Annotated in this window: 22 protein-coding genes and 1 pseudogene; 18 read left to right on the top strand and 5 right to left on the bottom strand. The window is 57.7% G+C overall.

All coding sequences use genetic code 11. The annotated features are described in order from the left end of the window. Window positions 1-26: 26 nt before the first annotated feature. Both metK and glyA read right to left on the bottom strand, forming a co-directional pair. Complete coding sequence (gene metK / locus EN853_RS21405) at window positions 27-1,202, bottom strand: methionine adenosyltransferase (protein ID WP_063169265.1); 1,176 nt, start codon at window positions 1,200-1,202, stop codon at window positions 27-29. A 57-nt stretch (window positions 1,203-1,259) separates the two neighbouring features. Continuing rightward, window positions 1,260-2,580 (bottom strand): annotated as a pseudogene (gene glyA / locus EN853_RS21400) (serine hydroxymethyltransferase). Window positions 2,581-2,680: 100 nt separating this feature from the next. Between glyA and EN853_RS34055 the strand changes: the two are divergent. After that, complete coding sequence (locus EN853_RS34055; RefSeq protein WP_024505365.1) at window positions 2,681-2,881, top strand: hypothetical protein; 201 nt, start codon at window positions 2,681-2,683, stop codon at window positions 2,879-2,881. 1,137 nt (window positions 2,882-4,018) lie between these two features. Here EN853_RS34055 and EN853_RS21385 read toward each other — a convergent pair. Then, window positions 4,019-5,953, bottom strand: a complete 1,935-nt coding sequence (locus tag EN853_RS21385; RefSeq protein ID WP_024505366.1) for an HrpF/NolX family T3SS translocon protein — start codon at window positions 5,951-5,953, stop codon at window positions 4,019-4,021. Between the two features lie 301 nt (window positions 5,954-6,254). Beyond that, complete coding sequence (locus EN853_RS21380; RefSeq protein ID WP_024505367.1) at window positions 6,255-6,953, bottom strand: secretin N-terminal domain-containing protein; 699 nt, start codon at window positions 6,951-6,953, stop codon at window positions 6,255-6,257. 187 nt (window positions 6,954-7,140) lie between these two features. On the opposite strand from EN853_RS21380, the gene EN853_RS21375 reads away from it, so the two are divergent. From EN853_RS21375 to EN853_RS21320, 12 genes are all read left to right on the top strand, one after another. Further along, on the top strand, window positions 7,141-7,650 hold the full coding sequence (locus EN853_RS21375) for a nodulation protein NolB (protein ID WP_024505368.1): 510 nt from the start codon (window positions 7,141-7,143) through the stop codon (window positions 7,648-7,650). Between the two features lie 9 nt (window positions 7,651-7,659). Then, on the top strand, window positions 7,660-8,523 hold the full coding sequence (sctJ, locus tag EN853_RS21370) for a type III secretion inner membrane ring lipoprotein SctJ (RefSeq protein WP_024505369.1): 864 nt from the start codon (window positions 7,660-7,662) through the stop codon (window positions 8,521-8,523). Then, window positions 8,516-9,154 carry a nodulation protein NolU gene (locus EN853_RS21365; protein WP_306462680.1) on the top strand — a complete coding sequence of 213 codons (639 nt, stop codon included), beginning with the start codon at window positions 8,516-8,518 and terminating at the stop codon, window positions 9,152-9,154. The genes sctJ and EN853_RS21365 overlap by 8 nt, the downstream gene beginning before the upstream one ends. Then, a complete protein-coding gene (gene sctL, locus EN853_RS21360; RefSeq protein ID WP_024505371.1) occupies window positions 9,151-9,774 on the top strand; it encodes a type III secretion system stator protein SctL in 624 nt (207 codons plus the stop codon). Before EN853_RS21365 ends, sctL begins: the two co-directional genes overlap by 4 nt. Then, window positions 9,771-11,129, top strand: a complete 1,359-nt coding sequence (gene sctN, locus EN853_RS21355) for a type III secretion system ATPase SctN (protein ID WP_024505372.1) — start codon at window positions 9,771-9,773, stop codon at window positions 11,127-11,129. Before sctL ends, sctN begins: the two co-directional genes overlap by 4 nt. Continuing rightward, on the top strand, window positions 11,105-11,617 hold the full coding sequence (locus EN853_RS21350) for a hypothetical protein (protein ID WP_032899688.1): 513 nt from the start codon (window positions 11,105-11,107) through the stop codon (window positions 11,615-11,617). Before sctN ends, EN853_RS21350 begins: the two co-directional genes overlap by 25 nt. A gap of 89 nt (window positions 11,618-11,706) precedes the next feature. Beyond that, entirely contained in the window at window positions 11,707-12,735 is a 1,029-nt protein-coding gene (sctQ, locus tag EN853_RS21345; RefSeq protein ID WP_095769044.1) for a type III secretion system cytoplasmic ring protein SctQ, read from the top strand. Continuing rightward, window positions 12,728-13,393, top strand: a complete 666-nt coding sequence (gene sctR / locus EN853_RS21340) for a type III secretion system export apparatus subunit SctR (protein ID WP_029354851.1) — start codon at window positions 12,728-12,730, stop codon at window positions 13,391-13,393. The genes sctQ and sctR overlap by 8 nt, the downstream gene beginning before the upstream one ends. Before the next feature lie 2 nt (window positions 13,394-13,395). Beyond that, complete coding sequence (locus EN853_RS21335; protein WP_024505375.1) at window positions 13,396-13,671, top strand: EscS/YscS/HrcS family type III secretion system export apparatus protein; 276 nt, start codon at window positions 13,396-13,398, stop codon at window positions 13,669-13,671. 8 nt (window positions 13,672-13,679) lie between these two features. Next, a complete protein-coding gene (gene sctT / locus EN853_RS21330) occupies window positions 13,680-14,498 on the top strand; it encodes a type III secretion system export apparatus subunit SctT (protein WP_127861424.1) in 819 nt (272 codons plus the stop codon). Then, the gene (locus EN853_RS21325; protein ID WP_029354843.1) at window positions 14,495-15,532 is read left to right on the top strand and encodes an EscU/YscU/HrcU family type III secretion system export apparatus switch protein; all 1,038 of its coding nucleotides are present in this window, start codon (window positions 14,495-14,497) and stop codon (window positions 15,530-15,532) included. The genes sctT and EN853_RS21325 overlap by 4 nt, the downstream gene beginning before the upstream one ends. Before the next feature lie 356 nt (window positions 15,533-15,888). Next, complete coding sequence (locus EN853_RS21320; RefSeq protein WP_024505378.1) at window positions 15,889-16,692, top strand: hypothetical protein; 804 nt, start codon at window positions 15,889-15,891, stop codon at window positions 16,690-16,692. Window positions 16,693-17,217: 525 nt separating this feature from the next. On the opposite strand, the gene EN853_RS21315 is transcribed toward EN853_RS21320, so the two are convergent. Continuing rightward, window positions 17,218-19,332 (bottom strand): hypothetical protein, encoded by a 2,115-nt coding sequence (locus EN853_RS21315; RefSeq protein WP_245454733.1) that lies wholly within the window; start codon window positions 19,330-19,332, stop codon window positions 17,218-17,220. A gap of 1,348 nt (window positions 19,333-20,680) precedes the next feature. Here EN853_RS21315 and EN853_RS21310 point away from each other — a divergent pair. The 5 genes from EN853_RS21310 to EN853_RS21290 all read left to right on the top strand — a co-directional run bounded on the left by EN853_RS21310 (window position 20,681) and on the right by EN853_RS21290 (window position 25,224). Further along, entirely contained in the window at window positions 20,681-21,010 is a 330-nt protein-coding gene (locus tag EN853_RS21310) for a hypothetical protein (RefSeq protein WP_081714433.1), read from the top strand. Between the two features lie 71 nt (window positions 21,011-21,081). Then, window positions 21,082-21,324: a nodulation protein NopA gene (locus EN853_RS34670; protein WP_224570034.1), complete on the top strand. Its 243-nt coding sequence runs from the start codon at window positions 21,082-21,084 to the stop codon at window positions 21,322-21,324. Between the two features lie 117 nt (window positions 21,325-21,441). Further along, entirely contained in the window at window positions 21,442-22,332 is an 891-nt protein-coding gene (locus EN853_RS21300) for a hypothetical protein (RefSeq protein ID WP_024505382.1), read from the top strand. Window positions 22,333-22,564: 232 nt separating this feature from the next. Further along, complete coding sequence (gene sctV, locus EN853_RS21295; RefSeq protein ID WP_024505383.1) at window positions 22,565-24,628, top strand: type III secretion system export apparatus subunit SctV; 2,064 nt, start codon at window positions 22,565-22,567, stop codon at window positions 24,626-24,628. 53 nt (window positions 24,629-24,681) lie between these two features. Then, window positions 24,682-25,224, top strand: coding sequence for a tetratricopeptide repeat protein (locus EN853_RS21290; protein ID WP_081714429.1), 543 nt, complete (start codon window positions 24,682-24,684; stop codon window positions 25,222-25,224). Window positions 25,225-26,160 lie beyond the last annotated feature (936 nt).

The raw sequence follows: 26,160 nt of genomic DNA, 5'->3' as shown, positions 1-26,160 counted from the left end.
GCCGCATGCGCTTGATCCAGCCGCCCTCACGCAGCTGCCGGTCCGGCTTCACGCAGCAAATCGTCAGCTTTGTCCGTCTTCTCCCAAGTGAACTCAGGCTCTTCACGCCCGAAGTGTCCGTATGTCGCCGTCTTGCGGTATATCGGCCGTAAGAGATCAAGCATCTTGATGATGCCTTTCGGTCGGAGATTGAAAACCTCGAGAACAAGGCGCTCGATCCTTTTTTCCTCGATCCTTGCGGTTCCGAAGGTATTGACCATGACAGAAACCGGACTGGCCACGCCGATCGCGTAGGCAAGCTGAACCTCGCAGACCTCTGCAAGGCCGCTGGCAACGATGTTCTTCGCGACATACCGGGCGGCATAGGCCGCCGAGCGGTCAACCTTGGATGGGTCCTTGCCCGAAAAGGCACCGCCGCCGTGACGCCCGGTCCCACCGTAGGAATCGACGATGATCTTCCGTCCTGTGAGGCCGCAGTCGCCGGCAGGCCCACCGACCACGAACCGCCCTGTTGGGTTGACCAGAAATCTGATCCCCGAAGTATCCAGGTGGGCCGGCAGGACCGGTTTTATGATCTCCTCAATGACGCCTTCGCGGACCGTGGCTTGTGAGACCGCTTCGTCATGCTGCGTTGACAGGACTATGGTATCCAGCGCCACCGGGCGGAGCCCTTCGTAGCGTACCGACACTTGAGATTTCACGTCCGGACGCAGCCAGCCAAGCTGTCCCGCTTTCCGGACCTCGGCCTGTCTTTTCGTCAAATGGTGAGCGAGTTGGATCGGCAGGGGCATCAATGTATCCGTCTCGTTGCATGCGAATCCAAACATGATGCCCTGATCCCCTGCCCCTTGCCCGAGATCCTGCCCTCGTCCTTCATCAACGCCCTGGCTTATGTCGGGCGACTGCTCGGTGAGGGCCAGAACGACGGCGCAACGTCGACCATCAAAGCCAATCGCATCATCGTCGTAGCCAATATCGAGTATCGTATCGCGGGCGACTTGGCTGTAATCGATGTGGGCATGGCTGGTGATCTCGCCAGCCACAACGACCATCCCCGTCTTCACCAACACTTCACAGGCGACGCGCGCCTTCGGATCGGTGCGCAGGACCGCATCGAGAATGGCATCGGAGATGTTGTCTGCCATCTTGTCGGGGTGTCCCGCGCCGACGGATTCGGAAGAGAACACGAACTGCCTGGTCATAAAAATGCCCTCGCTTCAAGTGCTGGAGTTAGTGAGGAGTTTCTGGATTGGGGTGGCTTATCGGTCGCGGATGCCGGGAACATCGAACGCAGTGCAGAAGTCGGCAACGTCTCTTCGTACGCTCGCATGAACTTCCTGGTCATCGGGCTGGCGGCAGACCGAGTCGATGAAAGCGGCGATCTGCACCATCTCCGTTTCGCGCATGCCCATGGACGTCACCGCTGGTGTCCCTAAGCGGATGCCGCTTGTCAGCGCCGGATGCCGCCGGTCGCCCGGGACCATATTGAAATTCGCAATGATGCCTGCACGCGATAAGCGCTCCGCATAGGCTTTGCCTGACAGCGGCCGGTCCCGAAGATCAAGGATCAGCATGTGATTGTCAGTGCCCCCAGTGACGAGTTCATAACCTCGCTCCAGAAGCGCCTGGGCCAGAGCCTTGGCGTTGTGGACGATCTGCTGACCGTAGACACGAAAGGACGAGTTCGCTGCTTCCTGCAAAGCGACGGCAAGCGCGGCGATAGTATTCATATGCGGTCCGCCTTGCAGAAGAGGGAACACGGCGCAGATTGTGTTTGCTCTTCGGATGATGGAGGGGCTGATAACGGTCTTCATTCCTTGATAAAATGAAGCCACCCCGGGGACCGCGGATCGACTTGTGAGAGGTGCTGGTGACCACATCGCAATGGGACACGGGGTTCGGATGCACTCCTGCGACAACCAGGCCGCAGATGTGGGCGATGTCAGCCACCAGATACGAGTTCACCTCCGAAGCAATTTCGGCCATTGCCGCGTAGTCAAAAATACGCGGATAAGCAGTTCCGCCGACCCAAATTAGCTTCGGGCGTTCCCGCTTGGCGGTCTCGCGCAAGTGGTCATAGTCAATTTGCTGTGTCTTTTCGTGCAGCCTGTACGGGACGCGCTGATAATCGCTGCCGGAAAAATTGACGGACCAACCGTGAGTCAGATGGCCGCCTTCGGGTAAAGGCAAGCCCATGACTTTGTCACGGGGGCTCAAAAGCGCGCGATAGACAGCCTGGTTGGCTGGCGAGCCTGAATAAGGCTGGACGTTGGCGTGTTCACTGCCAAATAGCGCTTTCAGGCGCTCGATCGCGAGGGTCTCAAGCTCATCGACGATCTCGTTTCCGGCGTAGTAGCGCGCACCGGGGTATCCCTCGGCATACTTGTTGGTGAAAATCGACCCGGTCGCTTCCAACACCGCCGAGGAGGCAAAGTTCTCGGAGGCGATCAGTTTGAGAGTTGTCCGCTCCTGACGCTCCTGTCTTAGAAGCAGTTCGTGAACGCGGGAGTCGACGGCGGCTAAGTGAGGCCGCCCGTAAGTGTCGGGCTGCGCGATGGCGCCGCCGGCGGAGTTATCCATGGTAGTCGCGCTCCATTTGGACTGATCTATTTCACGATCAAGCAGGCGGTCCCTTCAACCGCGCGTCTTGTATTGCTTCCAGGCGTTGTAGGTCTCTTTTATGATGGCCATCATCGTGGGGCAGGAGATCGACCACCAATTGAGCCAGCCCGCCATCCTTGCCTCCTGCTTGCATATGGTACGAAGACTGCGGACGTTGTTCGTTGCAGCAAAGAAAGTTGGCTCTGCCCAGCCGCCGAACGTGGCGTCGAACCTGCTCGCGAGGCAGACTGGTAATATCGGCCAGCTCGCCGACGGTTAGATCCGCATGCGCGCAAAGGCCCAGGATTCGAAGGCGATCAAGATGCGCTGCCGTCCTTAGGCGATTTACCAGTGTCAACATTGGTTGGCATCAACCCGGACGGGATGCAGCAAGCCGCTAGCCCTTCTATCCCCATCAATCCGCATGAGACCTCTCTCGTCATTTGCTGTAAATCCGCTGGTATGGATGCTAATGGAAGATGGATCACAGTCCTTTCTACGACTAAGACGCCAGATATTGGGGCTAATGTACCACCTGACAGGAGACTACACTCACGAACATTATGTGAATTTTTTTTAACGTTGCTGAGAATCAAGGGTGAGGTTTGGCGAATGTCTCGCCGTCGACTGTCGAATCCTGCCCGACGGGATTATGGGGTGCGTAGCCTGCTTGTCCTTTCCACATGACCAGCGACGATGGGGCGGAGGCGGCAGACATAGCTCTGGAGCATGCTGCGGTATCTTTGGCCTGAAGCCGAGGAAGGCGGACCGTGGCTTCCGCGCCGCTGCCGGGAGCCCGCGAACAGGCCAAGTTGATCAGCCGGGTGTTGCCGTCATAGAGCGTGAGACCCAAAGCTGGCCAGCCGCGCCCTGAGGCTGACGCACCGCTCAGCGTCCACCTTGCTCTCGAAGCCCATCGGCATAGCGCCGATAACGACTTGACCGCGTGCGTGTCGACGAGCGATCGGTGAGCGCAAGGATCGAGGGTGCAGTGCAGGATAATGCTGTTTTAAATCAGCGCTGTTTTCAGCCGACTGCCTTGAGCGTGGGCACAAGGATATAGGCCCAAGGCAGGAGATCATCGTCTGCTGTTCGGGAGGCCGCCCTGGGCGCGCGACAGCCGTTCCTTCGGCTGCGCCGCTCCGCCACCATCCGCGCCGTGCCTTCCGGAGACCATTCCCGCTGCCGGCCGGCGCCCGTGAAAACCTCGACCCGGCGCACCGGCTCGAGATGGCTGGGCTCAGCGTAACTCTGAAGTCGTCATATACCGAAGCCTTCACAGACTTCGGACATCCCCCTCACAGTCCGATCCAGATGGCGTCAGGAACACCGCTGCGTTGATGCGGATGAACCCCTGCTTGTGCCACAATGACCCTTATGTCAGCGCGCGAGCCAAAGCTTCCGCGCAAGGCGACGGCTAGGATAAGGCAATGCCGACGAAGGGCACATTGCTTGCCACACTCTGGAATGATGGCATGCTCGGAAGGCCTAGGCTTTGCTCAGGGCCGCCTGCAAGGCGCGCTTTGAGGTTATTCACATAGCCTTCTGCGTAGTCCTGCGCCGTCGAGACCGAAAGATCAATGCCTGCCGCCAAGGCCTCTTCCATCAGGTGCTTTACGAGCCCATTTCGAATGGCCAGCTTGACCTCGGGGCCTGCGATAAGGCCGATCGCCTGCGCGGCCATATTGAGGCCAGCTTCCTCCAGCGCTCGCTTCATATCGCCTCCGTTAATGGCCGTACGCAGGAGATTGGCTGCTTGCGACTCAGCCTCGAGAACCATCGAGGCAAGATCGGCTACTTGTCCGAGGCCCGGAATGAAGCTGAGCAGTCCCACCGCCGTTGCCGCCAAGTCGAGCACTTTCGTCTCGATTTTGAGCACGGAGTCGACGACGTGCATGACGGCCCCGCCGTTCTTTTTGGCTGACTTAATGTCAGGCTGGTCCATCAGGCCCATCTTCATGTCCGCGACGGCATTCTGCTCTTCTGCGGTTTGGGCGCCGTGGGTGATTGGCTGCTGAACGTTGCGGTTCGCAGACGACATGTTTGTGCAAAAATGGGCAAAGTCTTTTTTGCTGATATTGCCGGAATCAACCGTATGCCCGCCGCCAAAGTCGAAGAATTTATGATGGGTCTTATAGCCCGTGATCGAATTGTTCAGGAGGCCAAACAGAAGAGGATCTGAAAGGAGCTGAGAGGCTGCTTCCCGCACTTTCGGATCAAGGCTCTTGTCGTCTTTCATTTTCGCCAGTTTGTCGCGAGTCAGAACACCGCTTCCAAAGAACGTGTCCTGATGGTCCTTGATCATCTCGACCGTATTCAGCTCAGTTTGCGTGAGGCTCATCGACGATGAGGCGACTTGCAGGAAATCCTCTTTGTGCATCTTCCCTTTCGAGCCACCGCACAACTGGTTCCAAGCATCGGGGTGATCGAGGAAATATTGCGCCGCCGCAATGACCTGGGGCGGAAATTTGCCGTTTTTCGATTCGCCGCCGACCATTTTCTTGAACTCATCCAGACTCAGGTCCTTGGACAGATTTTCGGAGTACCGGTAAAACTCCCGCAAGGCATCGCTCAAGGTCATGACCGAAGGCTGCAAACCTCCGCTGCCGTCGGATGGTATGTAGTTCTGCTCGTAGCTTCGCGCTTGGGCTTCCTGAAATGCAGCAACTTGTGGGTGGTGGTTTGAAAATCCGGCCAAGTCCTTGGCGTTGATCTTGCCTCCACAGCGGCCGTCGCCCTGCGAGCCAATCGCATAAAAAAGTCCCGAATCCTGCTGCAGTCCCTGGATCGCCGCTTTCAGATCCGGTGGCGTAGAGGGATCATTGGCTTTGTCGGTCAACGACTTCCAAGTAAGCGGGCATTGGTCCTTGTGACGGTTGAGTACCGCAACAATCTGCAACTCAGCCGTGGTCAGCGACCCACCGTTCCACGTGATTCCGGGGCTCGGCCTGGGAGCCGGCTCGATCTTCGGAGTGACGCCGAGCAGATGTTGGGCTTCAGTCGCCTTGGAGCGTTGCGATTGGTCCTCCTTGAGAGCCGCCCTCATATTTGGCGGCAGCAGATCCAGTGGGTGTTGCTCCAAGCCATTCAATGTCAAGACATCCGGTGCCAGATGGCCCAAAGGGTCCTGCCGCAATTTATCCATTGTCGAATCAAGATTCGACGCTGGCAGATCCCCTTGCGCGAAAGAGCCGGGCTTGTCTGCCAGCACACAAGTGGACAGCATCGCTTCGAAGCACGATGCACTTTGCTGATGCTGGGTCGCAAAATGGGAAACTTTCAGGCCCGGCCAACCCCTTGCGGACTGTAGCGAATTTGAGCGGTAGAAAGTTGAAAGATTACTGGCCGACATTATGCATCCTCAGACGTGACGTTGAAATCCCCACAAGAGACCCCGACAGAAGATCCCTTGCGTTTCACAAAATTCGACAATTCCAAGCGTCGGCAGGTCACGAATGCGCCTGCCCTGCCTTCAATTGCTGTGTTCCGGGCCGGCTCCAAGGTTCGGTCCAACACAATGGCCGGAGTCACCGCGAGAGCTGCCGGGACTCATCATGAGCGGATTAGCTTTCGAGAAACTGACGAGTTTGCGAAGAGTTCACAAAGGGGTAGCCGCAGTCATGTTCTTCAGAGCTGCGGGAAATCCTCAATGTTCATTTCTTGCCCAGCTCAGGCTTCCCGCCAACGCTATCCTGTTGTGGGATGTCAGAAGAATAAGAAGCATCCGGTCGTCCGTCGCGAACGACCGTAGTGGAGGAGCCGCGAAACAAGATCAGCACTGATTCCTTTGGCGTTGCCGCTATGTGAGTCTGCGCCTGCGCCTGCGCCACCAAGCCGTTAAAGGTCTGCTCCACGAGTGCGACGAAGCGCGGTGGACCGGAAACGAAGACGAGGCCATTGCCTGGCACGGGTTTGACCACATAGCGCTCGTCGGAGATATCAAGCTTGTCGAGAGCCCCCTTGAACGCATCGAAGCGAATCGACGTCATCAAAAGCATTCGAGTTTGCGATTCTTGTGCAGCAGACACATAGAGCACAAGGCCGTCATAGTACCATTGTAGACCGTAAAGGTTCGTCAAGCGGTCGAGGAACGCGCGCGGTGGCAAATCAGGCATACGTCCGCGAATTCGCCCCTTCACCGCAGGACTGATGTTGACCCTGATATTCAGGTTGTTGCCGAATTCCTGCAACGCTGCAGCGAGCTCCTGATCCAGAACCGTGTATCTATAGGGTGTCGCCGGAAGGGACAGCGGGACTGCATGCGCCGGGTGAATCCCGGTGGACAGAAAAAACCCGGCACAAAGAAGTCTCAAAACATGCAGGGTGACGGGTTGGATAAGCGTTCTCGGCATGTCGCACTGATAAACCAAACGCTGAAATCATCACAAGTGACTAAATTGCCGAAGAGATTTTAGATTGTCGAAATGACGCCGCCGTTAGTCAGCTTGTTGTCAGCTTGCCCCCCTAGGAGTGTTGCGCCGACACCGGGTGATGAATGGGCGGGGCTCGCCCGGTCAGAGAGAGCAACCGAGTCCTTACATGATGATGCCTGTCACGTCGATCTCTGCCACTCTAACGGCTGGCCTCCCCAGGGTCGGATCACCGTCGATTGTCGAGCAGGCCCAGTTTGAGCGCGCCTTAGGGCATGCAGCCGACTCGCTGAAAAACGATGCCGCCGCGGGGCCAGCGAGTGCGGCGCCAGTTGCTGCGGCGATGGATGTTCAGCGCGCGGCTGCGCCGACGAGCGGCATGGGCGATCGCGTGTTGCAGACGATTTCCTCCCTATATCCACACAACACTGTTTCCTTCCCCGCGCTCGACCATGACATAGCCCTTTCGAAGGGCGCTCTACCGGGACCGGCGCAGAAGCTTCCCGTTCCAGGTGAGGCGGGAACCGGAATCTCGGGCATTCCCCAACAAGGGCAAGACTTCGAAACGATGATGGCTGGTCTTCGGGATGTTTACAACGGCGTCACCCAGGTGGCGCTTATCTCCAAAGGCGTCAGCGGCGTCACATCATCCGTGAATAAACTTTTGAAGGAAGGCTGAACCGCGCGCATGATTGGCTTGGCCGAGGGCGAAATCATGCGTGGCCTGTCAGGGTGGCGGTCGGTTAGACTTGTCATGCTGCCAGTTCTCGTCGCCCTCACTGCTTGCAAAGCCGACCTCTACACGCAATTGCAAGAGCGTGAGGCAAATGAAATGCTCGCACTTCTTGAAGACAACGGGGTCGCCGCGATCCGGGTGGTCGCCAAGGATGGAACCAGCACGATCCAGGTTGACGAAAAGCTGCTCGCCTTCTCAATCAACCTTCTGAACGCCAAGGGGCTGCCGCGCCAATCCTTCAAGAACCTCGGTGAGATATTCCAAGGATCAGGCCTGATTGCCTCGCCGACCGAAGAGCGTGCCCGTTACGTGTATGCCCTGAGCGAAGAGTTGTCGCGGACGATCAGCGATATCGATGGCGTTTTTTCTGTACGTGTTCACGTCGTGCTGCCGCATAACGACCTTGTGCGAGCCGGTGCCACGCCATCCTCGGCCTCGGTGTTTATCAGGCACGACGCAAAAACAAATGTCGCGGCTCTGCTGCCAAAGATAAAGATGCTTGTAGCCGACAGCATCGAAGGCCTGTCCTACGATAAGGTGGAAGTGGTTTTGGTGCCGGTAGAACGGTCCGCACACGAGCAACGGCCCGATCCGACTGCTGTTTTGCCACAAGCATCACTACCTCTTCCTGCGCCACTTCTGGCGACCGTAACAGGTTTTGCCGCAGCCGTATTCGCCGTGGCCTGTTATCTCTTGATCGGCGTTGTTACGCGTCGGCGCAAGCAATCAACCGGCGTTTCCAAGGTCGAGGGGCGCCGGGATGCTTCTGCTGTCGAGGCCATTCGCAAAAGAATGCCTGCAATTGGACGTGGGTGACATCTCATTGCCAATGCCTATACAGACCGCCCGACCTGATGGTCCGCACTTTCCGGGCGCGAGCGAGCTTGCGGCTTCGGCCCATCCAACCCGTCTTGCGGCGCGTCTTGATCCAGCGTTATCGGCCGAAACGTTAGTGAAGTTGCAGAAGTGTTCCAGACTGCATCCAAGGCTGGCAGAATTGCTGGGCAACGATGACGTGGATCTGAACCACATCGGCTGCAGGCCGGACCTTCTACGCGGGCATGATCCATATCGAGCGGCCCTTCTTGCTGGTAGTATCTGGCATGCCCGTTCGCTGGTCGCGTTTGTCTCTCAGCCTGAGCTTGCCATCCTTGTTAAACGCATCGGCGTGGATGCACACGCATTCGGAATCCGACACCTGCTGCATGCTGTTGACAAAAGACTGATCTCGGACCCAGAAAAACTCGCTCAGCAAATCGAATACGATGGACACGCATGTCTTGGAGCTTGGCTCCAGGACAGTTCAGCGACCGAGCGTAACCGCGTGCTTCTTCGATTGCCCGAGGGGACTGCCGCGGAGACTCCAGCACATGAGCATTGGACCGCCGCCGGCCAATTGCTTTCACTTGTAGTAGCTCATTTTGAGACAGAGACCCCGGTGAAATGACAGTCGAACTTTCCGAGGGGCCAATAGCGCCGCAGATGCGTCCAGTCGGACCACTGATACCCGCGAGCGAGCTCGAAACCTGGCACAGCGCCGCGCAAGCCCTTGCCGCGGCAGAACGGCATCGGCAGCGCGTTCGAAACTGGGCACGCGCGGTTTACCAGCGGGCGTGGGCGCGCGGCCACATGGAGGGCTCGAATGCAGGCACCGAGGAGATGGCAGGGTTGATTGCGGAGACAATCTCCGAAATCGCGCGACGAAAGGCGGCTCTGGAGCAGGAATTGCCGCAGCTCGTGATGGAAATATTGAGCGATCTTATCGGCGCTTTCGATCCGGGCGAGCTATTGGTGAGGGCTGTTCGTCACGCCATAGAGTGTCAATACAGCGGCGCCGACGTTTGCCTTCATGTTTCTCCCATGCAAGTCGACATGCTTGCACGAGAGTTTGCTCGATGCGACGGCCAGGATGGTCGACCAAGGGTGCGGATCGAGCCCGACCCGACATTGTCGCCGCAACGCTGCGTGCTGTGGAGCGAGTACGGCAATGTTGACCTTGGACTTGACGCCCAGATGCGCGCGCTGCGCCTTGGTTTCGGGACGCTCTGTGAGAAAGGCGAGCTATGAGAAAGCCCGTCCCAGAACATAACGCTGACGCCGACACTCGAGCTCTCGTTCCAGCAATCTCGTCTTTGAGGGCTGCGGCCAAGCGAATTGACACGCGTGCGGTGCGCGGTCGGATCACGCGGGCTATCGGCACACTGGTTCATGCCGTCTTGCCAGACACTCGTATTGGGGAACTTTGCCTCCTAGAGGACCCGCGAACCGGGCTGTCGCTCGAGGCCGAGGTGATCGGCCTGTCGGGTGATGGTGTATTGCTGACACCGATCGGGGACTTGGTGGGCCTATCCAGCCGCGCAGAGGTCGTGGCCACTGGCCGAATGCGTGAGGTGCCCGTCGGCGGCGATTTGCTCGGTCGCGTGATCGACAGTCGTTGCCGCCCATTGGACGGCAAAGGCGAAATCAAGACCGTCGAAACTCGGCCCCTGCATGGCAGAGCCCCCAATCCGATGACGAGGCGCATGATTGAGCGGCCATTCCCGCTTGGGGTCCGTGTCCTCGATGGTCTGCTGACGTGCGGCGAGGGCCAGCGGATCGGGATTTATGGCGAGCCAGGTGGTGGCAAGTCGACGCTGTTGTCACAGATCGTAAAGGGTGCCGCCGCTGACGTCGTCATAGTGGCGCTCATAGGCGAACGTGGACGGGAAGTTCGTGAATTCATCGAAAGGAATCTTGGTGAAGAGGGCCTTCTCCGTACGGTCGTCGTGGTTGAAACATCCGACCGCTCGGCGGTAGAGCGTGCGCAATGCGCTCCAATGGCGACTGCGCTCGCGGAATATTTCCGCGATCAAGGCCTACGCGTTGCTCTCATGCTGGATTCGCTGACGCGCTTCTGCCGCGCTATGCGCGAAATAGGCCTTGCTGCGGGTGAGCCGCCGACGCGACGGGGCTTTCCTCCTTCCGTTTTTGGCATGCTGCCAGGCCTGCTCGAGCGCGCCGGCATGGGTGAGCGGGGCTCAATCACGGCCTTCTATACGGTGCTTGTAGAGGGTGATGGCACGGGTGATCCAATCGCCGAGGAATCGCGTGGTATTCTCGATGGCCATGTCATCCTCTCACGCGCTATTGCGGCGCGATCGCATTTCCCCGCTATTGATGTGCTGCAGAGTCGCAGCCGCGTCATGGATGCAGTCGTTTCGGGGACACATCGCAAGGCAGCATCCATTTTCCGCGAGCTCCTGTCGCGCTATGCCGAGACCGAGTTCTTGATCAATGTTGGCGAATACAAGCCAGGTGGAGATCCCCTGACTGACCGGGCTGTCGCGTCAATCGACGAACTGAGGGAGTTTCTGCGCCAGAGCGAAGATGACGCGTCAGATTTCGAGGAGACGGTCGCATGGATGTCGCGTCTGACCGCGTAAACTGGATTCAGTCTTCGAGGTTACGGCTTCTGAAGGAAATGCAAGAGCGTCGTGCCCTTGGCGAGCTGTCCAAGAAGGAAGCCCAGCGCGATGTGGCCGCCTCAGCCGTACAAAATGCCTCTAGGGAGCTTGCAATGATACAGCAACATTGTTCAAGAAAAGAAGCAGCGCTCTATCAGCATCTGATGTCACTCGACAACTTGTCTAGCGCAGCGCTCGACCGTCACCGCCTTCACACTGAACAACTTGCCGCTGAGATCAATTCCAGACGGCAGATGCTTGATGATACCCAAATCGCTCAAGAGGAGGCTGAGATGGCGGCGTCCAGGACGAGGGAGCTATGGGTCATATGTTCGGCGGCAAGGGACAAATGGCAACAAATCGAGGACGACGTGCGGCGCGCCGTCGAGACTCATTCGGAGGCCGCAGCCGAGATCGAGGCCGACGATGAGATACTGCTGAAATATGCGAGGGGGTCGCTTGCCTAAATGCCGCGCAACCGGATCCGACGGTCGCAAGAGGTCGTCCGAATGACACGACCGTGCAGTCTTTGATAGGCGCTGCGGTCACACCCGCCATGTTCGAACCAGTTCTGAAACTGTCCCACACGGTTGTCTCGTGGCTCAATGATACAGCAGCGCCGCGCACGCCGTTTCAAAGCCGGATCAACGAGGTGCCGCTATCGGTGCGAACGGCAGGGCTTGTCTGGCAGCAGGAACCTGCTGCCATTCCGATGCTTGACTGCGTCTGGAGAGTGGGAGCCGAAACGGTCATCTTGTCACTGTCGCGCCCGCTCGTAGAGGAGTTCATCACGACAGTGCAGAACGGCTTGGCCTTCCCTTCCGAGCCAACTGCTTCGCTAATTCTCGAACTCGCTCTGGAGCCGCTTGTCACTCGACTGGAGGAGACGACGCGTCTGAACGTGCAACTCGTGCGGGTATGCGAAGCCACGATGCTGGCTCCTCATCTTGAACTCGACATCATTTTCGGCGCGGTCAAGGGCAAGGGCCGTCTATTCCTGTTCACGCCACTTGACGGCTTAGTACCGCCTGCGTTTCGCGCGCTAGGCGAACTGCTTGCCCAGTTGCCGCGGCAGCTGGGCGGGCTGCCTCCAGAGCTCCCGCTCATTGTTGCAGGAGAGGTCGGCACGCTTCGCCTTCCTGCGGCGCTTCTTCGAAGCGCATGTGTCGGTGATGCATTGTTGCCCGATATTGCGCCGTTCGGCCGCGGCCAGATCACCCTAGCTGTCGGCCAGTTGTGCGCCGAGGCGGATCTTGACGGCGATGAATTAATCTTGCGGGGGCCTTTCCGCCCGCGACCGTGTCCTTTGGAGAGTGCGCATATGACACAACCCGGATCGCAACTGGAGCTTACTAAGGATCTCGACGATGTCGAGATCGTGCTTGTCTTTGAATGCGGCCGCTGGCCTATTTCTCTTGGGGAATTAAGAAGTGCCGGCGAAGGGCATATTTTTGAACTTGGATGGCCGATCGACGGCCCGGTCGACATAGTGGCCAATGGTCAGCGTATCGGGCGTGGCGACATTGTCCGCATCGGAGAAGAGCTGGGCATCAGGCTCCGTGGCGGGTTTGCATGCAATGAGTGAAGCTCAGCCGACAATCCTGGCGCTTCTTGCGGTTACCGCCGGACTCGGTCTGCTGGTTTTAGCAGTTGCCACGACAACGGCCTTTGTAAAGGTATCAATTGTTCTTTTCCTCGTCCGCAATGCGCTCGGGACCCAGACCATACCACCCAATGTGGTGCTGTACGCCGCGGCGATGATCCTCACTATGTTCGTTAGTGCGCCCGTTGCTGAGCAGACCTATGACCGCATGTCGGATCCCAAGCTCCACTATCAGACATTCGACGACTGGGTAAGCGCCGCTAAAGCCGGAAGTGAGCCCTTGCGCGAGCATCTCAAGAAATTCACAAATGAAGAGCAGCGGCGATTTTTCCTATCTTCGACAGAAAAGGTCTGGCCAGAGGAAATGCACGCTGCAGCCACGCCTGATGACTTTGCAATACTTGTACCATCTTTCTTGCTATCAGAATTGAAGCGCGGATTTGAGATAGGATTTCTACTTTATCTGCCTTTTATTGTTATAGATCTGATAGTGACAACTATCTTGATGGCAATGGGTATGTCGATGGTCTCACCAACTGTTATATCTGTCCCGTTCAAGATCTTCTTGTTTGTTGCCATTGATGGTTGGTCAAAATTGATGCATGGGCTTGTGCTGAGTTATACGTTACCGGGAGGCTGATCATCACTGAATCCAGCATCATTACTCTTATGAGCCAATCACTGGTGGTTTTCATGATCTGGATTCTACCGCCGCTCATTGCATCAGTGGTTGTCGGCCTCGTCATCGGCATCCTCCAGGCGGCGACGCAGATCCAGGATGAAAGCTTGCCGCTCACCGTGAAGCTTCTGGTCGTTGTCGCGGTGATTGGGCTGTTTGCTCCTGTGCTAAGCGCCCCGCTCATAGAGCTAGCCGATCAGATCTTCACCGAGTTTCCCGCAATGACACTTAGCTACTAGTCCGCCCCATGGACGCGCCATCGGCCGATATTCAAATTCTGATCCAGACGGCTCTCGAACTCGTCGTTGCGGCAGGTCTTGGGGCAGCCCGCGCGATGGGCATCATGCTGATCTTTCCCGTATTCACACGCTCGCAGATCAGTGGGCTGATCCGGGGCTGTTTGGCTGTTGGCTTCGCACTACCATGCCTGGCACACGTCAGCGGCGGATTGCCGGCGCTGGATTCTGATACGCGCCTGATCCAGCTAACCCTGCTCGGATTCAAGGAAGTTTTTGTCGGTGTACTCCTTGGCACTTTTCTTGGCATTCCGCTTTGGGGCCTTCAGGCTGCCGGGGAGCTTATCGACAACCAACGCGGCATCAGCAGCCCGACCGCTTCGGCCGATCCCGCGACGAACAGTCAGGCTTCCGCGATGGGCGTTTTTCTGGGGATCACTGCGATTGCCATATTCGTCGGATCAGGAGGCCTGGAAACTTTGATCAGTGTCCTGTACCGCAGCTACTTGATCTGGCCGGTGTATCAGTTTCACCCGACACTGAGTGGGCCAGGAGCAATGGAGTTGTTGGGGCTTCTCGACAGCATAATGCGCACGGCATTATTGGTATCGGGGCCTGTCGTGTTCTTCCTGATACTGATTGATATATCGATGATGCTGCTGCGTCGCTTTGCCCCGCAATTTAAGGCGAGCCAACTGTCTCCGGCAATCAAGAACATTGTCTTTCCAGTTCTCATGGTCACCTACGCTGCCTATCTGGTGGAGAGCATGAAACTGGAGGTCACACGTGCCAACGGCGTGCTGGAGTGGTTCGACAAATTGCTGCCATGAGCGACACAAGTGAAGAGAAGACACACGCCGCCAGCCCGAAGAAGTTAAGTGAAGCGCGCAAAAAAGGACAGCTGCCACGTAGCTCCGATTTCGTCCGCGCGGTCGGGACTTGCGCTGGGCTCGGCTACCTTTGGCTAAGAGGCAGCGTGATCGAGGACAAATGCCGGGAAGCGCTCCTATTAGCCACCAAGTTGCAGAGCCTACCTTTCGATACCGCGGTGCCGCAGGCATTGGTTGTGCTCGTCCAACTCACAGTCGCGGCTGTTGGCCCGCTGCTTGGAACCCTTGTCGCCGCGGTGATTTTGGCCAGCCTGCTAGCCAATGGTGGATTTGTCTTCTCTCTGGAGCCGATGAAGCTCAGCTTTAAGAAAATTGACCCCTTTGAAGGGCTGAAGCGCTTGGGGTCTGCTCGTTCCATGGTCGAAGTCTGCAAGACCATGTTCAAGGTATTGGTTCTCAGCGCAACCTTTTCCATTGTCCTTCTCGGGATGTGGAAGACAATGGTCCCTCTGCCGATCTGCGGCATGGGCTGTGTTGGCCTCATCTTTATGGAGACAAAATTGCTGATGGGAATTGGCGCCGGCGCACTGCTGGTCGGCGGACTGATCGATCTTCTGCTCCAGCGCGCGTTGTATCTGCGCGAAATGCGCATGACCAATACCGAAGTGACGCGCGAGTCGAAGGATCAGCAAGGAGCGCCAGAGTTGAAAGGTGAACAGCGTCGCATCCGCGAGGAGGCGGCCGACGAGCCTGCGCTTGGCGTGCATCGCGCCACGCTGGTCTTAACAGGAAGGGCGGTCCTGATCGGTCTGCGTTACGTTCGCGGTGAAACCGGGGTGCCGTTCTTAGTTTGCCGTGCCGAAGGTGAGCGCGTTTCACATGTGTTGAGTGAGGCGCGGGCACTACGCCTGACGATCGTCCATGACCATGTCTTAGCGCGTCAGCTGATAAGCACTACAAAACTCGGCCACGCGGTTCCTATGCAATATTTCCAGCCTGTCGCGAAAGCATTCTTTGCCGCAGGCTTGGCCTAGTCATTGGAAGTCCACGACTGCCCAGTTCAAAACTGACCTGGTTCCATGCTAGTGGCAAATGTCGGCTGGCCATCCGTGCCCCAGTGTCTCTGTCAGGCCAACCGCGCAACCGCGGGCCTGGGGCAATCACTCCCCTCGGATCTGCCACCCAGCAACTACGGCAAGTCCTCCGGGCATGACCTTTCAGCCTCTGCTGGCCGGTGCGTGGCGCAGTCCGAGGTTTTGAGGCCGGCAGTGCGGATTTGATTGGTGCAGCCGTTGGAATGCCCTCGTCAGCTAGTCGTCAACTAAGCGCCCTATGTTGAACAGCCGTGCTAACTTGAGCTCGGTTGCGAAACATAGGAGTACGAATCGTCATGTATGGTCGAATTGGTGGCTCATCCGATAGTTACCGCGCGCATAATGCCGGCGAGCAATCGGATGCAGGAAGCGAAGGGTTCGCGGACACATTTGCCCGAATGCACTTATCCGGATCGGAAGGTAGCGGCGCCTCATCATCGGCGGCTCCCCAAGCATACTCCCTCAATTCCCGACCTCCTGTGGTGGAGATCAACAGGACTTCCTTCAGGAGACAGGTGAGGCAATTTCATGGTGATGAAATCACGCACATCGCCGACAATCCTCAAGAGTATTCGGAGTTCGTATCGTCACGAGCCAGGCGCACCGCGGACGTTGCTCAGCAATATGGCATCCGTCGAGATACGGAGCACGCGCGATATTTCAGTTACCAATTGGGAGACCGGAGTGCCGGACTGCTGAGAATGGAAGGCGGATTCAGCATGAACGAGTTCGAATCGGAAAGTTGGCGGGAACAATTTCCTGGTCGAACTGAGGTCACTTCCATAGTGGATCTTCAAGTCGCCCATCCGCTCGTCGAAAATGCGGGCGATATTCTGCTGGAGCATCAACTTCGGATAGACGGCGACCGACCGTTGCTGAATTGGCGTGCGGCTAATCCGGAAGCACAAGCGCGCGCGCAGACGATGGGGTTTGTTGAAGTGGATCATGGCGACCTGGTGCTTGACCCTACGCAGCATCCCGACAAATGGACGAAGAACAGTGCCGGTGAGTGGCAGCGTGCAGGCAAACCTCCACTCTATCTCCACAAAACCGAGGACAGCGACAGCAGCGATAGCGGGTCCGACGACGATTTCATGTGATTTGTCGACCCGCCGCCGAGCCTTGCAACTGGTGACGGTTGCAAGGCTGTTGGCAGTGAATGCTAATTGTCCGGCGACAGCCCCGCCTTAGCGCCAGCGCCGCCGAGCAATCCAGCCCATCTCCCAGACAATAAACTGCGGATGCGCATCGTGGGTGCTTGCGAGCGGATTGTATTCGGGCCGGAACTCCGCCTCTTGGAACCGAGCTCTCCCGAATCCAATTTTCTCCACCACACCGTTGGGTCGTTGCGATGCGCCGATCCCGATCGGATCGGCTATGCCTGCTCCGCGCTCGCAGGAAGACCTTCCGCCTCGATCTTGGCGGCGCGATCTCGGCGATAAGTTGGATGGGAGGCAAGATACGCCGCCACGTCAACAGCCGGTAACGCGACATCGCAAATCGGCCCTGACGGTAGCCGATCGACTCCAATCGCCGGACCGCAACTCGCGCAGCGGCATTCGCGGTTTGGCCAGGAGAAATGCTCGCTGACTCACAGCGTGGCCGGCCGCATTCTGAGTGCCCTGTCATGCAGCCTGCGCCGACGGGAGCTCGGCACGCGAATGGCGTGGTTGGCGGCCAAGCCCTGAGGTCAACAAGGACTTACAGAAAGCGGGGGTGAGTTTGCCGCGATGAATTATGACCTTCTCGCGACCGGACCTAGCATCGGCTTCCTCTCGCTCTCGATTGTAGCCGCGCTGTTCGTTGGATTTAACGTGGCAAGCGGTGAATTCGGAATCAGCCAGCCCTTCCAAGTTTCTGGCCATGACGGGGCGACTCGTGTGGATGTGCACCCACATCGGGCTCGGCATCGCACCATTGACCAGCATCTTGGGCTGCAGCTTCATCTCAAACAGCTTTCCTGGCTCGCCACGCAGCGCGACCGGTGCCTCCGGCGGCATCAATTCGTCGGCATTGCACAAATGTTCCAGGTATTTTTGCGCCGGAAATGCGTAGGTCTTCATGCAATCAGTCGTAATGCCGGCTTTTCCTTCATTCAATGCGTTGGCCTGTCCCAGCACCATGTTCAGCAACCCTTTGAGCTGGTCTGTGCGTTCGTGCACTTTGGGTAGCTGGGTGGAGGTGAGTAGCAGGCGTACATTACGCCCCTGCAACCCGGCGAGACAGGTTTGCATCTCAATGGCCTGGGCTCGCAGGTACTGGGCCACATCGTCCACGACCTTACCGGCCTCCTCAGGCTTCATCTGGCGCACTTGGGAGACGACGCTTTGCTGACCGGCCAGATCGAACTGCAAAAGTTCGTCCAATCGTTTGAGCCGCTCCGTCAATACCTCCATTGACAACGCGGCGCCCCCGATTGTCGAGCCTGCCCCCGACGAACTCGCAGCCACCTCTTGCGCTCTCACCTGTGTACTCGCAACTTGATCCGAGCGCGCGAGAACCTTGGCTGCTGGCACTGTGCCGGCGTTCGCAGCGACTGGTGTTGATGGCTGCCCGGCGGCAGAAGTCCCGGCGCGAGCTGCCGACTTATGCTTTGACTTCCCTTTCCTTCGCGCTGTAGTGCCTTCTGACACTGCAGCCGTACCAGCAGTGCCAGCCGGTATCGCAGCGCCTGCCCTGGCCGGCATCGCAGCGCCCGCCTGGGCCTGTGGCGCCATGATGGCTGACGGCGGAGACTGCAGGTTCAACAAGTGCATGGCATCGTGCGCAGTGATCCATGCATCGTCCACGATCCGTTCGAACAGTTTCAATGGGAGGCCGGCATCTGGGTAGGTATGGCTTAGCTTGGTATGCACCTCGTGCAACGCCAATCCAAAATCCGAAAGCCGCTCCATGATTTTTTCTACAACCGCGCAATCATGAGCGTTGAGTGTTTTGCCATCATCCATTATGCCCTTCGCCAAAGAGAGGGCGCGAAGAGCTTCTTGAGCGGCGCTTGCCATCAGCTGCACCACTCCATTTCGACCGACGAGGAGTTCCTTCAAATCTGGCTCGAACCTGCTCGCCCGCAGTTCAATCTTGGCCCGCGCAAGACCGATCCGCTCACGGACCAGCCAGATCCTGACACTCAGTACCGAGCCGGCACGCAGCCGCAGTGCGCACCGCTCGGCTTCCCGCATCACGGGCGTTCCACTGGATAGGCTAGCGGTGGCAGCGCAGGCGGATCGCTGCCGTTCGGAGCGCCATGCCTTTTTTTCCCACCACTTAATTGCCGCCGTATGGTGGTTCTCCACATTTAAAATCAACAGCTCCTGCCGGTCCGCCTGGGAGTAGGAGTAGAGTTTATCGACCATACCTGCCGCTTTCTTGGTCTTTTTGTCCAATTTCGTGATCGTCGACAGGCCAAGTTTGTCTACTTCATTCGCGGCGTCGCACACGATCTGGCAACATCTACGCACCTTGTCGTCTGGCATAATTGTCTGCGCCTCAGCCGCAGGCAGGCTAGCGCGGTACTCCAGAATTGCTGAGGCTGCATCGACGACCCGACTGATCAGCTCCACCGCCTCCTCGGGGACGTCGGTTTTCCTGGCCGCAGCCTCGCAATCAGTCAGTTGTTGAACAAGACTGTTCATTCTGAGCTGTGTCGGACTGATATCTTCATTTGACGATGAGCTGGTGCCTTCCACCTGCGCGGTTGATAGTTGGCTACCGACCGGCGCCATGGCTTCGCCCTCAGACATGGAGGGAGAACCGCGCCGCCTTGCGGCTGCGCCACGTGGCGCTACGGTTCCGCGTGGTGGCGCAGCGGCTCCACGTCGCGGTGTGTTCAGGATTTGATCTTCGCCAATCGAGGCGCCTGGCAGACTTTCGCGGGCATCGCCTGGACCGCGCGCAACTGGAAGGGAGGAGGGCCTCCTATCGGCGTCCCCAGAGCGCATCTGCTCCACAACGGAATCGAATGACTGTCCACCTTCTCCCGCAGCAAGACTTGATTGCGAAAGGGAACTGCTCGCCCGCCCCGCGCGGCTGGCTCCAGTTTCAGCCTGCGATTTCCGTGGTCGGCCAATGCCCTTCATATTGCGTCTCCGTAGTAGGCGAGAATGTGCTGCTATTGTGCTGGCGGCTGACGAGACCAGCGGCATCTTTCGGTTAACGTCACGGTCAGCCAGACCCGCGACGGCGTAATGTTCCCGCCAAAGTGCTTCTCAGTAGCAGGCCAAGATTGGCCCGAGCTCACAGGACTTTCGCAACGTTGCCATCGATGTCCTGAGATTATCAGCGCTTCAGTCCGCCGATTTCCAGGAACAGCGAATGAAATCAGACCAACTCGGCTAGCTCCCCTTCCTAGACACGTGCCTGACGATTTTATTGATGCGTCACTCCTCTCGTTCGCCACCGACAAAGTCACACATTTGCTTCAGAGAAGCGTGTGCGTTGCGTATCACGCGGACCATTTCGATCTATAGTTACAAAAAGTGTCGAGACGGGACCTTTGGATCCGAAGGTCAGGCACGGCCGGCCTAGATAGACCGCTTGGCTGACGATTAGCTGACGATGGGAGTTCTCACGAACAGGGCAAGAAAATCCGACCGCTTCAAGCTTTCGATATGGTGAGAAGAGGATCCGCACCGGCCTCCCAAAGCCGGCAGACCATCCCATGTTCGTACGGTCGCCGACCTTCTCGAAGCCAATGAGCTCACCGCGCCGGGCCGTGATGTGCAGGCGAGAGAATGGTGATGCAAAGACCGAGTTCCTGCTCGTTGCGTGCGCCCGTGGAGCCAGCAAGAATACGGTCATTGCGGTCATGCAGCACGTGGACCGTGTCTCCTGTTCGACACCACAGCATCGAGGATGCAAACGAGCTGCTGCGGCTGCCATTCGGTCGCGGCATGCGTGGACGGCGGGATTGGCCGAACAGCCGAGATCGTGGTCGACTGTTCGATGCGAGAGCAACATCCTGCAGAGCATACGTTTTTGCGCTGGCCGGTTTTTGTCAAAAGCCGTCAGGTTCTCGAAAGCTCCCGCCCTTAGCTTGATCGAGGCTAACCTTTAACACGTCGCCGCCAATGGCAAATGCCGGAGTACCTGATGATAGCAGCAATTGGGAGTGGAGTTGGCAACCTCGGGACTTCCTTGATCCGAAAGGGCCATGGGGATTCGAAATCCGAGCATTCTGGTGATGGCAAGCCGGCTGATGGCAATGATGGCAAGCCAGCTGGTGGGAATGATGGCAAGGCAGCTGGCGGGAACGATCGGGCGGATAACCGGACCGTTTCAAATGATCAACTTCAAGACAACTCACAGTCTGCAGCACAAAGTGAAGCCTTCCAAAGTATCCTGCGATCGTTCGCGTTCCAATTCGCGAACGATGCGATGGCTGAGGCCGATGAAGCTTTGGATGACACAGAAGATGCCTGACGCGGGAAATCCGGCGTGAGGTCATACAGGCCGTTATTGACGGCACAACTCCAACAGAAAAAGGAATGATCATGGCTGCAGTTGATAATAATAAAAAATCAGGCAATACCAATACCAGTAGCGCCGGCAATACCGATAAAACTAACAGTGGCACTCCCGGCAATACAAGCGGAGCTGATGCTACTGCTTTTCAGGCGCAAGTGCAGGAACTAACCAATGTTAGCTTGGAGGCGACGAAAAGGAGTGTCCAGTTGCGCACTCTAACGACCAATCTCCAGACCATCAAGAAGGCCGCCGACGAACGCGTTTCGTAATGTCGGAAGCGGGTTTTAGACTGCCCCCTAGCGCGTCTCCTTATTGACGCGACGTAGTCCCGAAATGAGCCGCATGGCAATTGCCATGCGGCTTCTATCCTGTTTGAGAGATGCTCTGTGGATGACGCCGTTTCCCTCCGTTTCGAAGTGCGTTCGGGGCACTATTGCGGTCTGACCGGCAAGACGGATCTTCAAAAGTGTTTAATCGGCAGCGGCTTCGATGCCGATTTGGTCTTTGTCGAGCAGGGACTGGCACCGCATCACCTTCGTGTAACTCTTCTTGGCAAGTCGATCGAACTGGAGGCGCTTGCACCCGGACTCAGTATCGAGGGCAACCGGAATATCGCCGCAGGCCAGTCCGTTGTTGTGCCCCTTCCTGTCGTCCTGCTCGTAGGCGAGATGTCCATTGCTTTGTCCGTGCAGGATGCAGAGCCGCCTGGTTCGACCGGCATACCGCGCCTACCGATCGGTGTGCTCGCCATGGTCATAATCAGCTCACTCGGGATCGGCGCGCTTTCAGGCACGATCTCCTATCTTGGCAATGCAAGTGGATCGAGCCCCAATTCACTTCGGGCTGAAGTCGCGTCCAGAACGATCAGTCACCGCGCTGACAATGAACTTACGGAGGCAGCGGCCCAAGAGCTGCAGGAGGAAGTCGATCGAGCGGGTCTTCTCGACGTCAAGATTGGGTCGGCAAAGGGTGTTGTGACCGCCGAAGGCACCGTCACGTCTGAATCGGTCATCAGCTGGCAGAAGCTTCAGCAATCGTTCGATCGTCGCACCAAGGGTACTCTAACACTGGTGAACGGAGTGCTCATCAAAGAGGAGAAGGCGCCATCCGCAATCGCGGTCGAAGCTGTGTGGCATGGGGTCCAACCATATATTGTCATCGACAGCGAGAAGTATTTTGTCGGCGCCATTTTGGCTGATGGATGGGTGGTCGAACGTATTGAGGACAGCCGTGTGCTGCTGAGCAGGAATGGCCGCATTGCTGCTCTCCAATATTGAAAGCTCGCAGGCCCCATCAAGCAGCACTCTATGGCCAGCCAAACATCCTGTCGCGCTCGGTGCTGACAAGCTGGCTGCGTTGGAAACATTTGCTGCCCAGCCATTTCGCGCCTGCTTGTGGCTCTCATGCAGGGTCACGCGCTGGCCAAGGCTGAGGCGCCTTCGGAGTTCGAAAGCCACGTTTCATGGCGTAACAGCAGAGTAAGTCTCAACCGATTGCAAAGGTGTCTCGATGGCCAACGTCCTGCGTGACTTCATCAAGCGTGCGCCGGCCAGCCCGGATTTAATGGTTGCGTTGATGCTGCTTCTGGCTGTCGCGATGATGGTCATGCCTATCCCGGTCGTGGTGGTCGACGCCCTGATAGGATTCAATATGGGGTTGGCCATACTGCTGATGATGGTTGCCCTGTATGTCAGTACTCCACTTGATTTTTCCTCTTTGCCCGGCGTTATTTTGATTTCCACTGTATTCCGTCTCGCGCTCACGGTCGCAACGACGCGACTGATCCTGGCCGAGGGGGAGGCCGGCAGCATTATTCATACTTTTGGCGATTTCGTCATTTCAGGCAATATCGTGGTGGGTTTCGTCATATTTCTGGTCGTCACCATGGTGCAATTCATGGTCCTCGCGAAGGGTGCCGAACGGGTGGCAGAAGTGGCGGCGCGTTTCACGCTGGATGCTCTGCCGGGCAAGCAAATGGCGGTCGACGCAGAGCTACGCAACGGCCACATCGATGCCAACGAATCCCGCCGGCGGCGCGCCGAATTGGAGAAGGAAAGCCAACTCTATGGCGCGATGGACGGCGCGATGAAATTTGTGAAGGGCGATTCCATCGCCGGGCTGGTGGTTATCTGCATCAACATGCTGGGTGGAATTTCGATCGGCCTGCTCTCCAAGGGCATGTCCTTCGGCGAGGTACTGCATCACTACACTCTGCTGACGATAGGCGATGCATTGATATCGCAGATTCCGGCCCTTCTGCTCTCCATTACTGCGGCGACCATCGTCACCCGTGTGACTGGGACGGCGAGGATCAACCTCGGTACAGAAATGGTCAGTCAGCTCACGGCCAGCACTCGAGCCTTGCGACTGGCGGCCGGCGTCCTGGTTGTAATGGGGTTCGTTCCTGGGTTTCCCCTCCCCGTCTTTCTGATGCTGGCCGCAGTGTTCGCTGCGGTAAGCATTGTCAAGGCTGATGTGCTGGGCGCCGGCACTGCCGATGCGAAAGGTGGAACTGCAGCGGAGCCTAAGCAAGCCGCGCCTGCGAAGGAATTCCCGATCGCATTTTTTCTAGCGCCAGATCTTATGCAGGCGGTCGATCAAGCCGAATTGCAAAAACATATTGGGCGCGTTTCGCTCCTGGTCACAGCCGATCTGGGCATTATCGTTCCTCGCATCCCTGTCTTGGTTGACGAGCAGCTGCCTGAATCGCAATTCCGAATTGATGTCGAGGGCGTGCCAGTCGAACAGGACGCCTTAGATCCAAACCAGATGGCGCTCCGAGCCGATGTAGCGCACGTCGACTCGAGCGGTGTCCCCCTTAGACGTGAGCCGAAAACGGACACACTCCCGGTTGAACATACCCCTGCAAAGGCCCTTACGGGCGCCGGCACGGAGCATAGGGCTCCCGGCGAACTCCTCGCCTTGCGCGTCCATGCAGCGTTGACCCGCTACGCACCGCGATTGGTGGGCATCCAAGAGACCCGACATTTCCTGGGCCGAATGGAGCAGGAATATTCTGAGCTTGTGAAAGAGGTGCTACGCACGACGCCGATTCCTCGGATTGCCGATGTTCTGCGCCGCCTCCTGGAGGAAGGTATCCCAATCCGCCACACCCGTCTCGTGTTGGAGGCATTGGCCGAATGGAGCGAGCGTGAGCAGAACGTTGCCCTGCTGACGGAATATGTCCGTTCTGGTTTGAAGCGACAGATCTGCCACCGCCATGCCAACACGGAGGGCATCGTGTCCGCCCTGGTCGTCGAGCGCGAGAGCGAGGATGTGATGCGTGGCGCGGTTCGAGATTCGGATGCAGGCCCCTATCTCGCACTGGAGGATCGGCAAAGCGAAGCGATGCTATCACAGATACGTCAGGTCCTTTCGAACGCAGAACCGGGTCAAACCCGCCCTATTCTGTTGACGTCGATGGATGTCCGACGTTTCGTCCGCGGCTTTCTGACGCGAAACGGGGTTGATCTCGCCGTGCTGTCTTATCAAGACCTCGCCTCCGACTTTACAATTCGCCCCGCAGGATCCGTCACACTCCCGCACGGATCGAACAGCGGATTGTTAGAGTAGTCCCACCTTTCCTAACTGAACGCCACGCGCCTCCCCGATAACTGAGAGATAACATGAATAGTAATACAGTTTCTCCATCGCCTATGTTTCTGCGCCGGAACTCACTTCTTTTTGCCGTACTCGCCATTCTGCCTTTGGGCGGTTGCGCCAGCTGGCAAAAGCCGGCTCTTTCCGTGCAGGAGACATCTTCCCCCGAGTTGCTCAGCGCCGATCAAATCGATCCGGCTATGCGCGAACGCATTTTGCGCGAAGTTGGTCAGGATGTTCAAGAGCGGGCTTTGCGGGATGAGGTGAAGCAGCACCCGGACAATGTTGATGCGGCGATACGACTTACAAATGCCTTGGTGGGCCAGAAGCGCCCGCACGAAGCGGTTGAGGTGCTCGACAGCGTCTTGGTTGCAGCCCCAGGAAACGTACGTGCATTGAATGCGAAGGGCGTGATTTTGGACATTGAGGGGCGGCATGACGCGGCACAGGCCCTGTATCGGCGAGCTCTCGAAAACGAGCCAGGCAATCAGATGGTGCAGCATAACTTCAATCTGTCGCTTGCCTTTAACGGCAAGTCCAAACAACCAAGGTTAGCACGATCGCAATAGGTGGGCACAGTGCATGCGCAGCCTGTTCCCCGGCTCGAACACGCGCTCGGCTCCCATCATAGATGGCCCCCTGAAGAGAGCCATATCTATGCAAAACAGTTGCTCCAGATCTGGCCGGCAGAGATCGGCAGGAGAGCCGGATGACATCACGCGGCCACCCGCAAGGCCACCCGCCTCGCTTCGTTGCCAGAGCGCCCTCTCCCTCGCCGGTCACCGTCTCGCAATGCGGCGACCTGGCTTAAGGCGGTCGACCGAGCGCCCGATGCAGTAGCCATGAATACGTAACGCAGCGATGGACCCGCCGGATCGTGTCGCGCTTGTGCTGGCCGTCCCTGCCATTACAGCACGGTGATTGTAGCTGGATCCTATTCTAGAGGCATCGATGGTGTGGATGCCTTCGATCCAAACAATCGATTTGTTGAATTCGTCCGCCTGAGGAAATTAGCTGCGGCGATCCGACTTCCGACGCCTGCAGGCGCAAAACCAACAGCGTGAGCGCTGCGGGTCCGGAGGCAGGCTGCAAAGTGCAATCACCAGCGCTGATAAGCGGCAAGTGAAGAATGTATCGCTCGGGCGACTCCTGTGTTGTGCACGGTTGCCCCGCGAGGTGAACTGTAGCAGCTTGGCAGCTCAGCGTTCACGAAAGGAGAAAAGATTTGGGGCCAAGCAAAGACCGGCTTTTTTGATTGTCTTGCTGTATCGCTATGGTGGGGCGGGCGCGACCGCTCCCATAATTCAATACGCTGCCTTTAGCGATGGACGATGACGGGATGCGTCGCCGAGACTTCAATGGTGGAGGAGCAGCGCACGATCGTGCCCACTGGAGTGGTGTAGCTGACGGCATTGGTCGCCGTGCTCTCCGGCATGGGCCGGAATTGATCAGCGCGCCACTGCCGGCAGGCTGATGAGCGGATCATCGCTCATTTGGCTGATGGT

The sequence above is a fragment of the Mesorhizobium sp. M1C.F.Ca.ET.210.01.1.1 genome, from assembly GCF_004791585.1.
GTDB lineage: Bacteria > Pseudomonadota > Alphaproteobacteria > Rhizobiales > Rhizobiaceae > Mesorhizobium.
Note: the sequence above shows the minus strand (reverse complement) of the source record. Positions and strands in the feature narration are given on the sequence as shown.

What these genes read in the sequence shown, in the direction of transcription:
- metK (WP_063169265.1), bottom strand. Translation starts at nt 1,202, where the DNA reads ATGACCAGGCAGTTCGTGTTCTCTTCCGAATCCGTCGGCGCGGGACAC.
- EN853_RS34055 (WP_024505365.1), top strand. Translation starts at nt 2,681, where the DNA reads ATGATGGCCATCATCGTGGGGCAGGAGATCGACCACCAATTGAGCCAG.
- EN853_RS21385 (WP_024505366.1), bottom strand. Translation starts at nt 5,953, where the DNA reads ATGTCGGCCAGTAATCTTTCAACTTTCTACCGCTCAAATTCGCTACAG.
- EN853_RS21380 (WP_024505367.1), bottom strand. Translation starts at nt 6,953, where the DNA reads ATGCCGAGAACGCTTATCCAACCCGTCACCCTGCATGTTTTGAGACTT.
- EN853_RS21375 (WP_024505368.1), top strand. Translation starts at nt 7,141, where the DNA reads ATGATGATGCCTGTCACGTCGATCTCTGCCACTCTAACGGCTGGCCTC.
- sctJ (WP_024505369.1), top strand. Translation starts at nt 7,660, where the DNA reads ATGATTGGCTTGGCCGAGGGCGAAATCATGCGTGGCCTGTCAGGGTGG.
- sctL (WP_024505371.1), top strand. Translation starts at nt 9,151, where the DNA reads ATGACAGTCGAACTTTCCGAGGGGCCAATAGCGCCGCAGATGCGTCCA.
- sctN (WP_024505372.1), top strand. Translation starts at nt 9,771, where the DNA reads ATGAGAAAGCCCGTCCCAGAACATAACGCTGACGCCGACACTCGAGCT.
- EN853_RS21350 (WP_032899688.1), top strand. Translation starts at nt 11,105, where the DNA reads ATGGATGTCGCGTCTGACCGCGTAAACTGGATTCAGTCTTCGAGGTTA.
- sctQ (WP_095769044.1), top strand. Translation starts at nt 11,707, where the DNA reads ATGTTCGAACCAGTTCTGAAACTGTCCCACACGGTTGTCTCGTGGCTC.
- sctR (WP_029354851.1), top strand. Translation starts at nt 12,728, where the DNA reads ATGAGTGAAGCTCAGCCGACAATCCTGGCGCTTCTTGCGGTTACCGCC.
- sctT (WP_127861424.1), top strand. Translation starts at nt 13,680, where the DNA reads ATGGACGCGCCATCGGCCGATATTCAAATTCTGATCCAGACGGCTCTC.
- EN853_RS21325 (WP_029354843.1), top strand. Translation starts at nt 14,495, where the DNA reads ATGAGCGACACAAGTGAAGAGAAGACACACGCCGCCAGCCCGAAGAAG.
- EN853_RS21320 (WP_024505378.1), top strand. Translation starts at nt 15,889, where the DNA reads ATGTATGGTCGAATTGGTGGCTCATCCGATAGTTACCGCGCGCATAAT.
- EN853_RS21315 (WP_245454733.1), bottom strand. Translation starts at nt 19,332, where the DNA reads ATGTCTGAGGGCGAAGCCATGGCGCCGGTCGGTAGCCAACTATCAACC.
- EN853_RS21310 (WP_081714433.1), top strand. Translation starts at nt 20,681, where the DNA reads ATGATAGCAGCAATTGGGAGTGGAGTTGGCAACCTCGGGACTTCCTTG.
- EN853_RS34670 (WP_224570034.1), top strand. Translation starts at nt 21,082, where the DNA reads ATGGCTGCAGTTGATAATAATAAAAAATCAGGCAATACCAATACCAGT.
- sctV (WP_024505383.1), top strand. Translation starts at nt 22,565, where the DNA reads ATGGCCAACGTCCTGCGTGACTTCATCAAGCGTGCGCCGGCCAGCCCG.
- EN853_RS21290 (WP_081714429.1), top strand. Translation starts at nt 24,682, where the DNA reads ATGAATAGTAATACAGTTTCTCCATCGCCTATGTTTCTGCGCCGGAAC.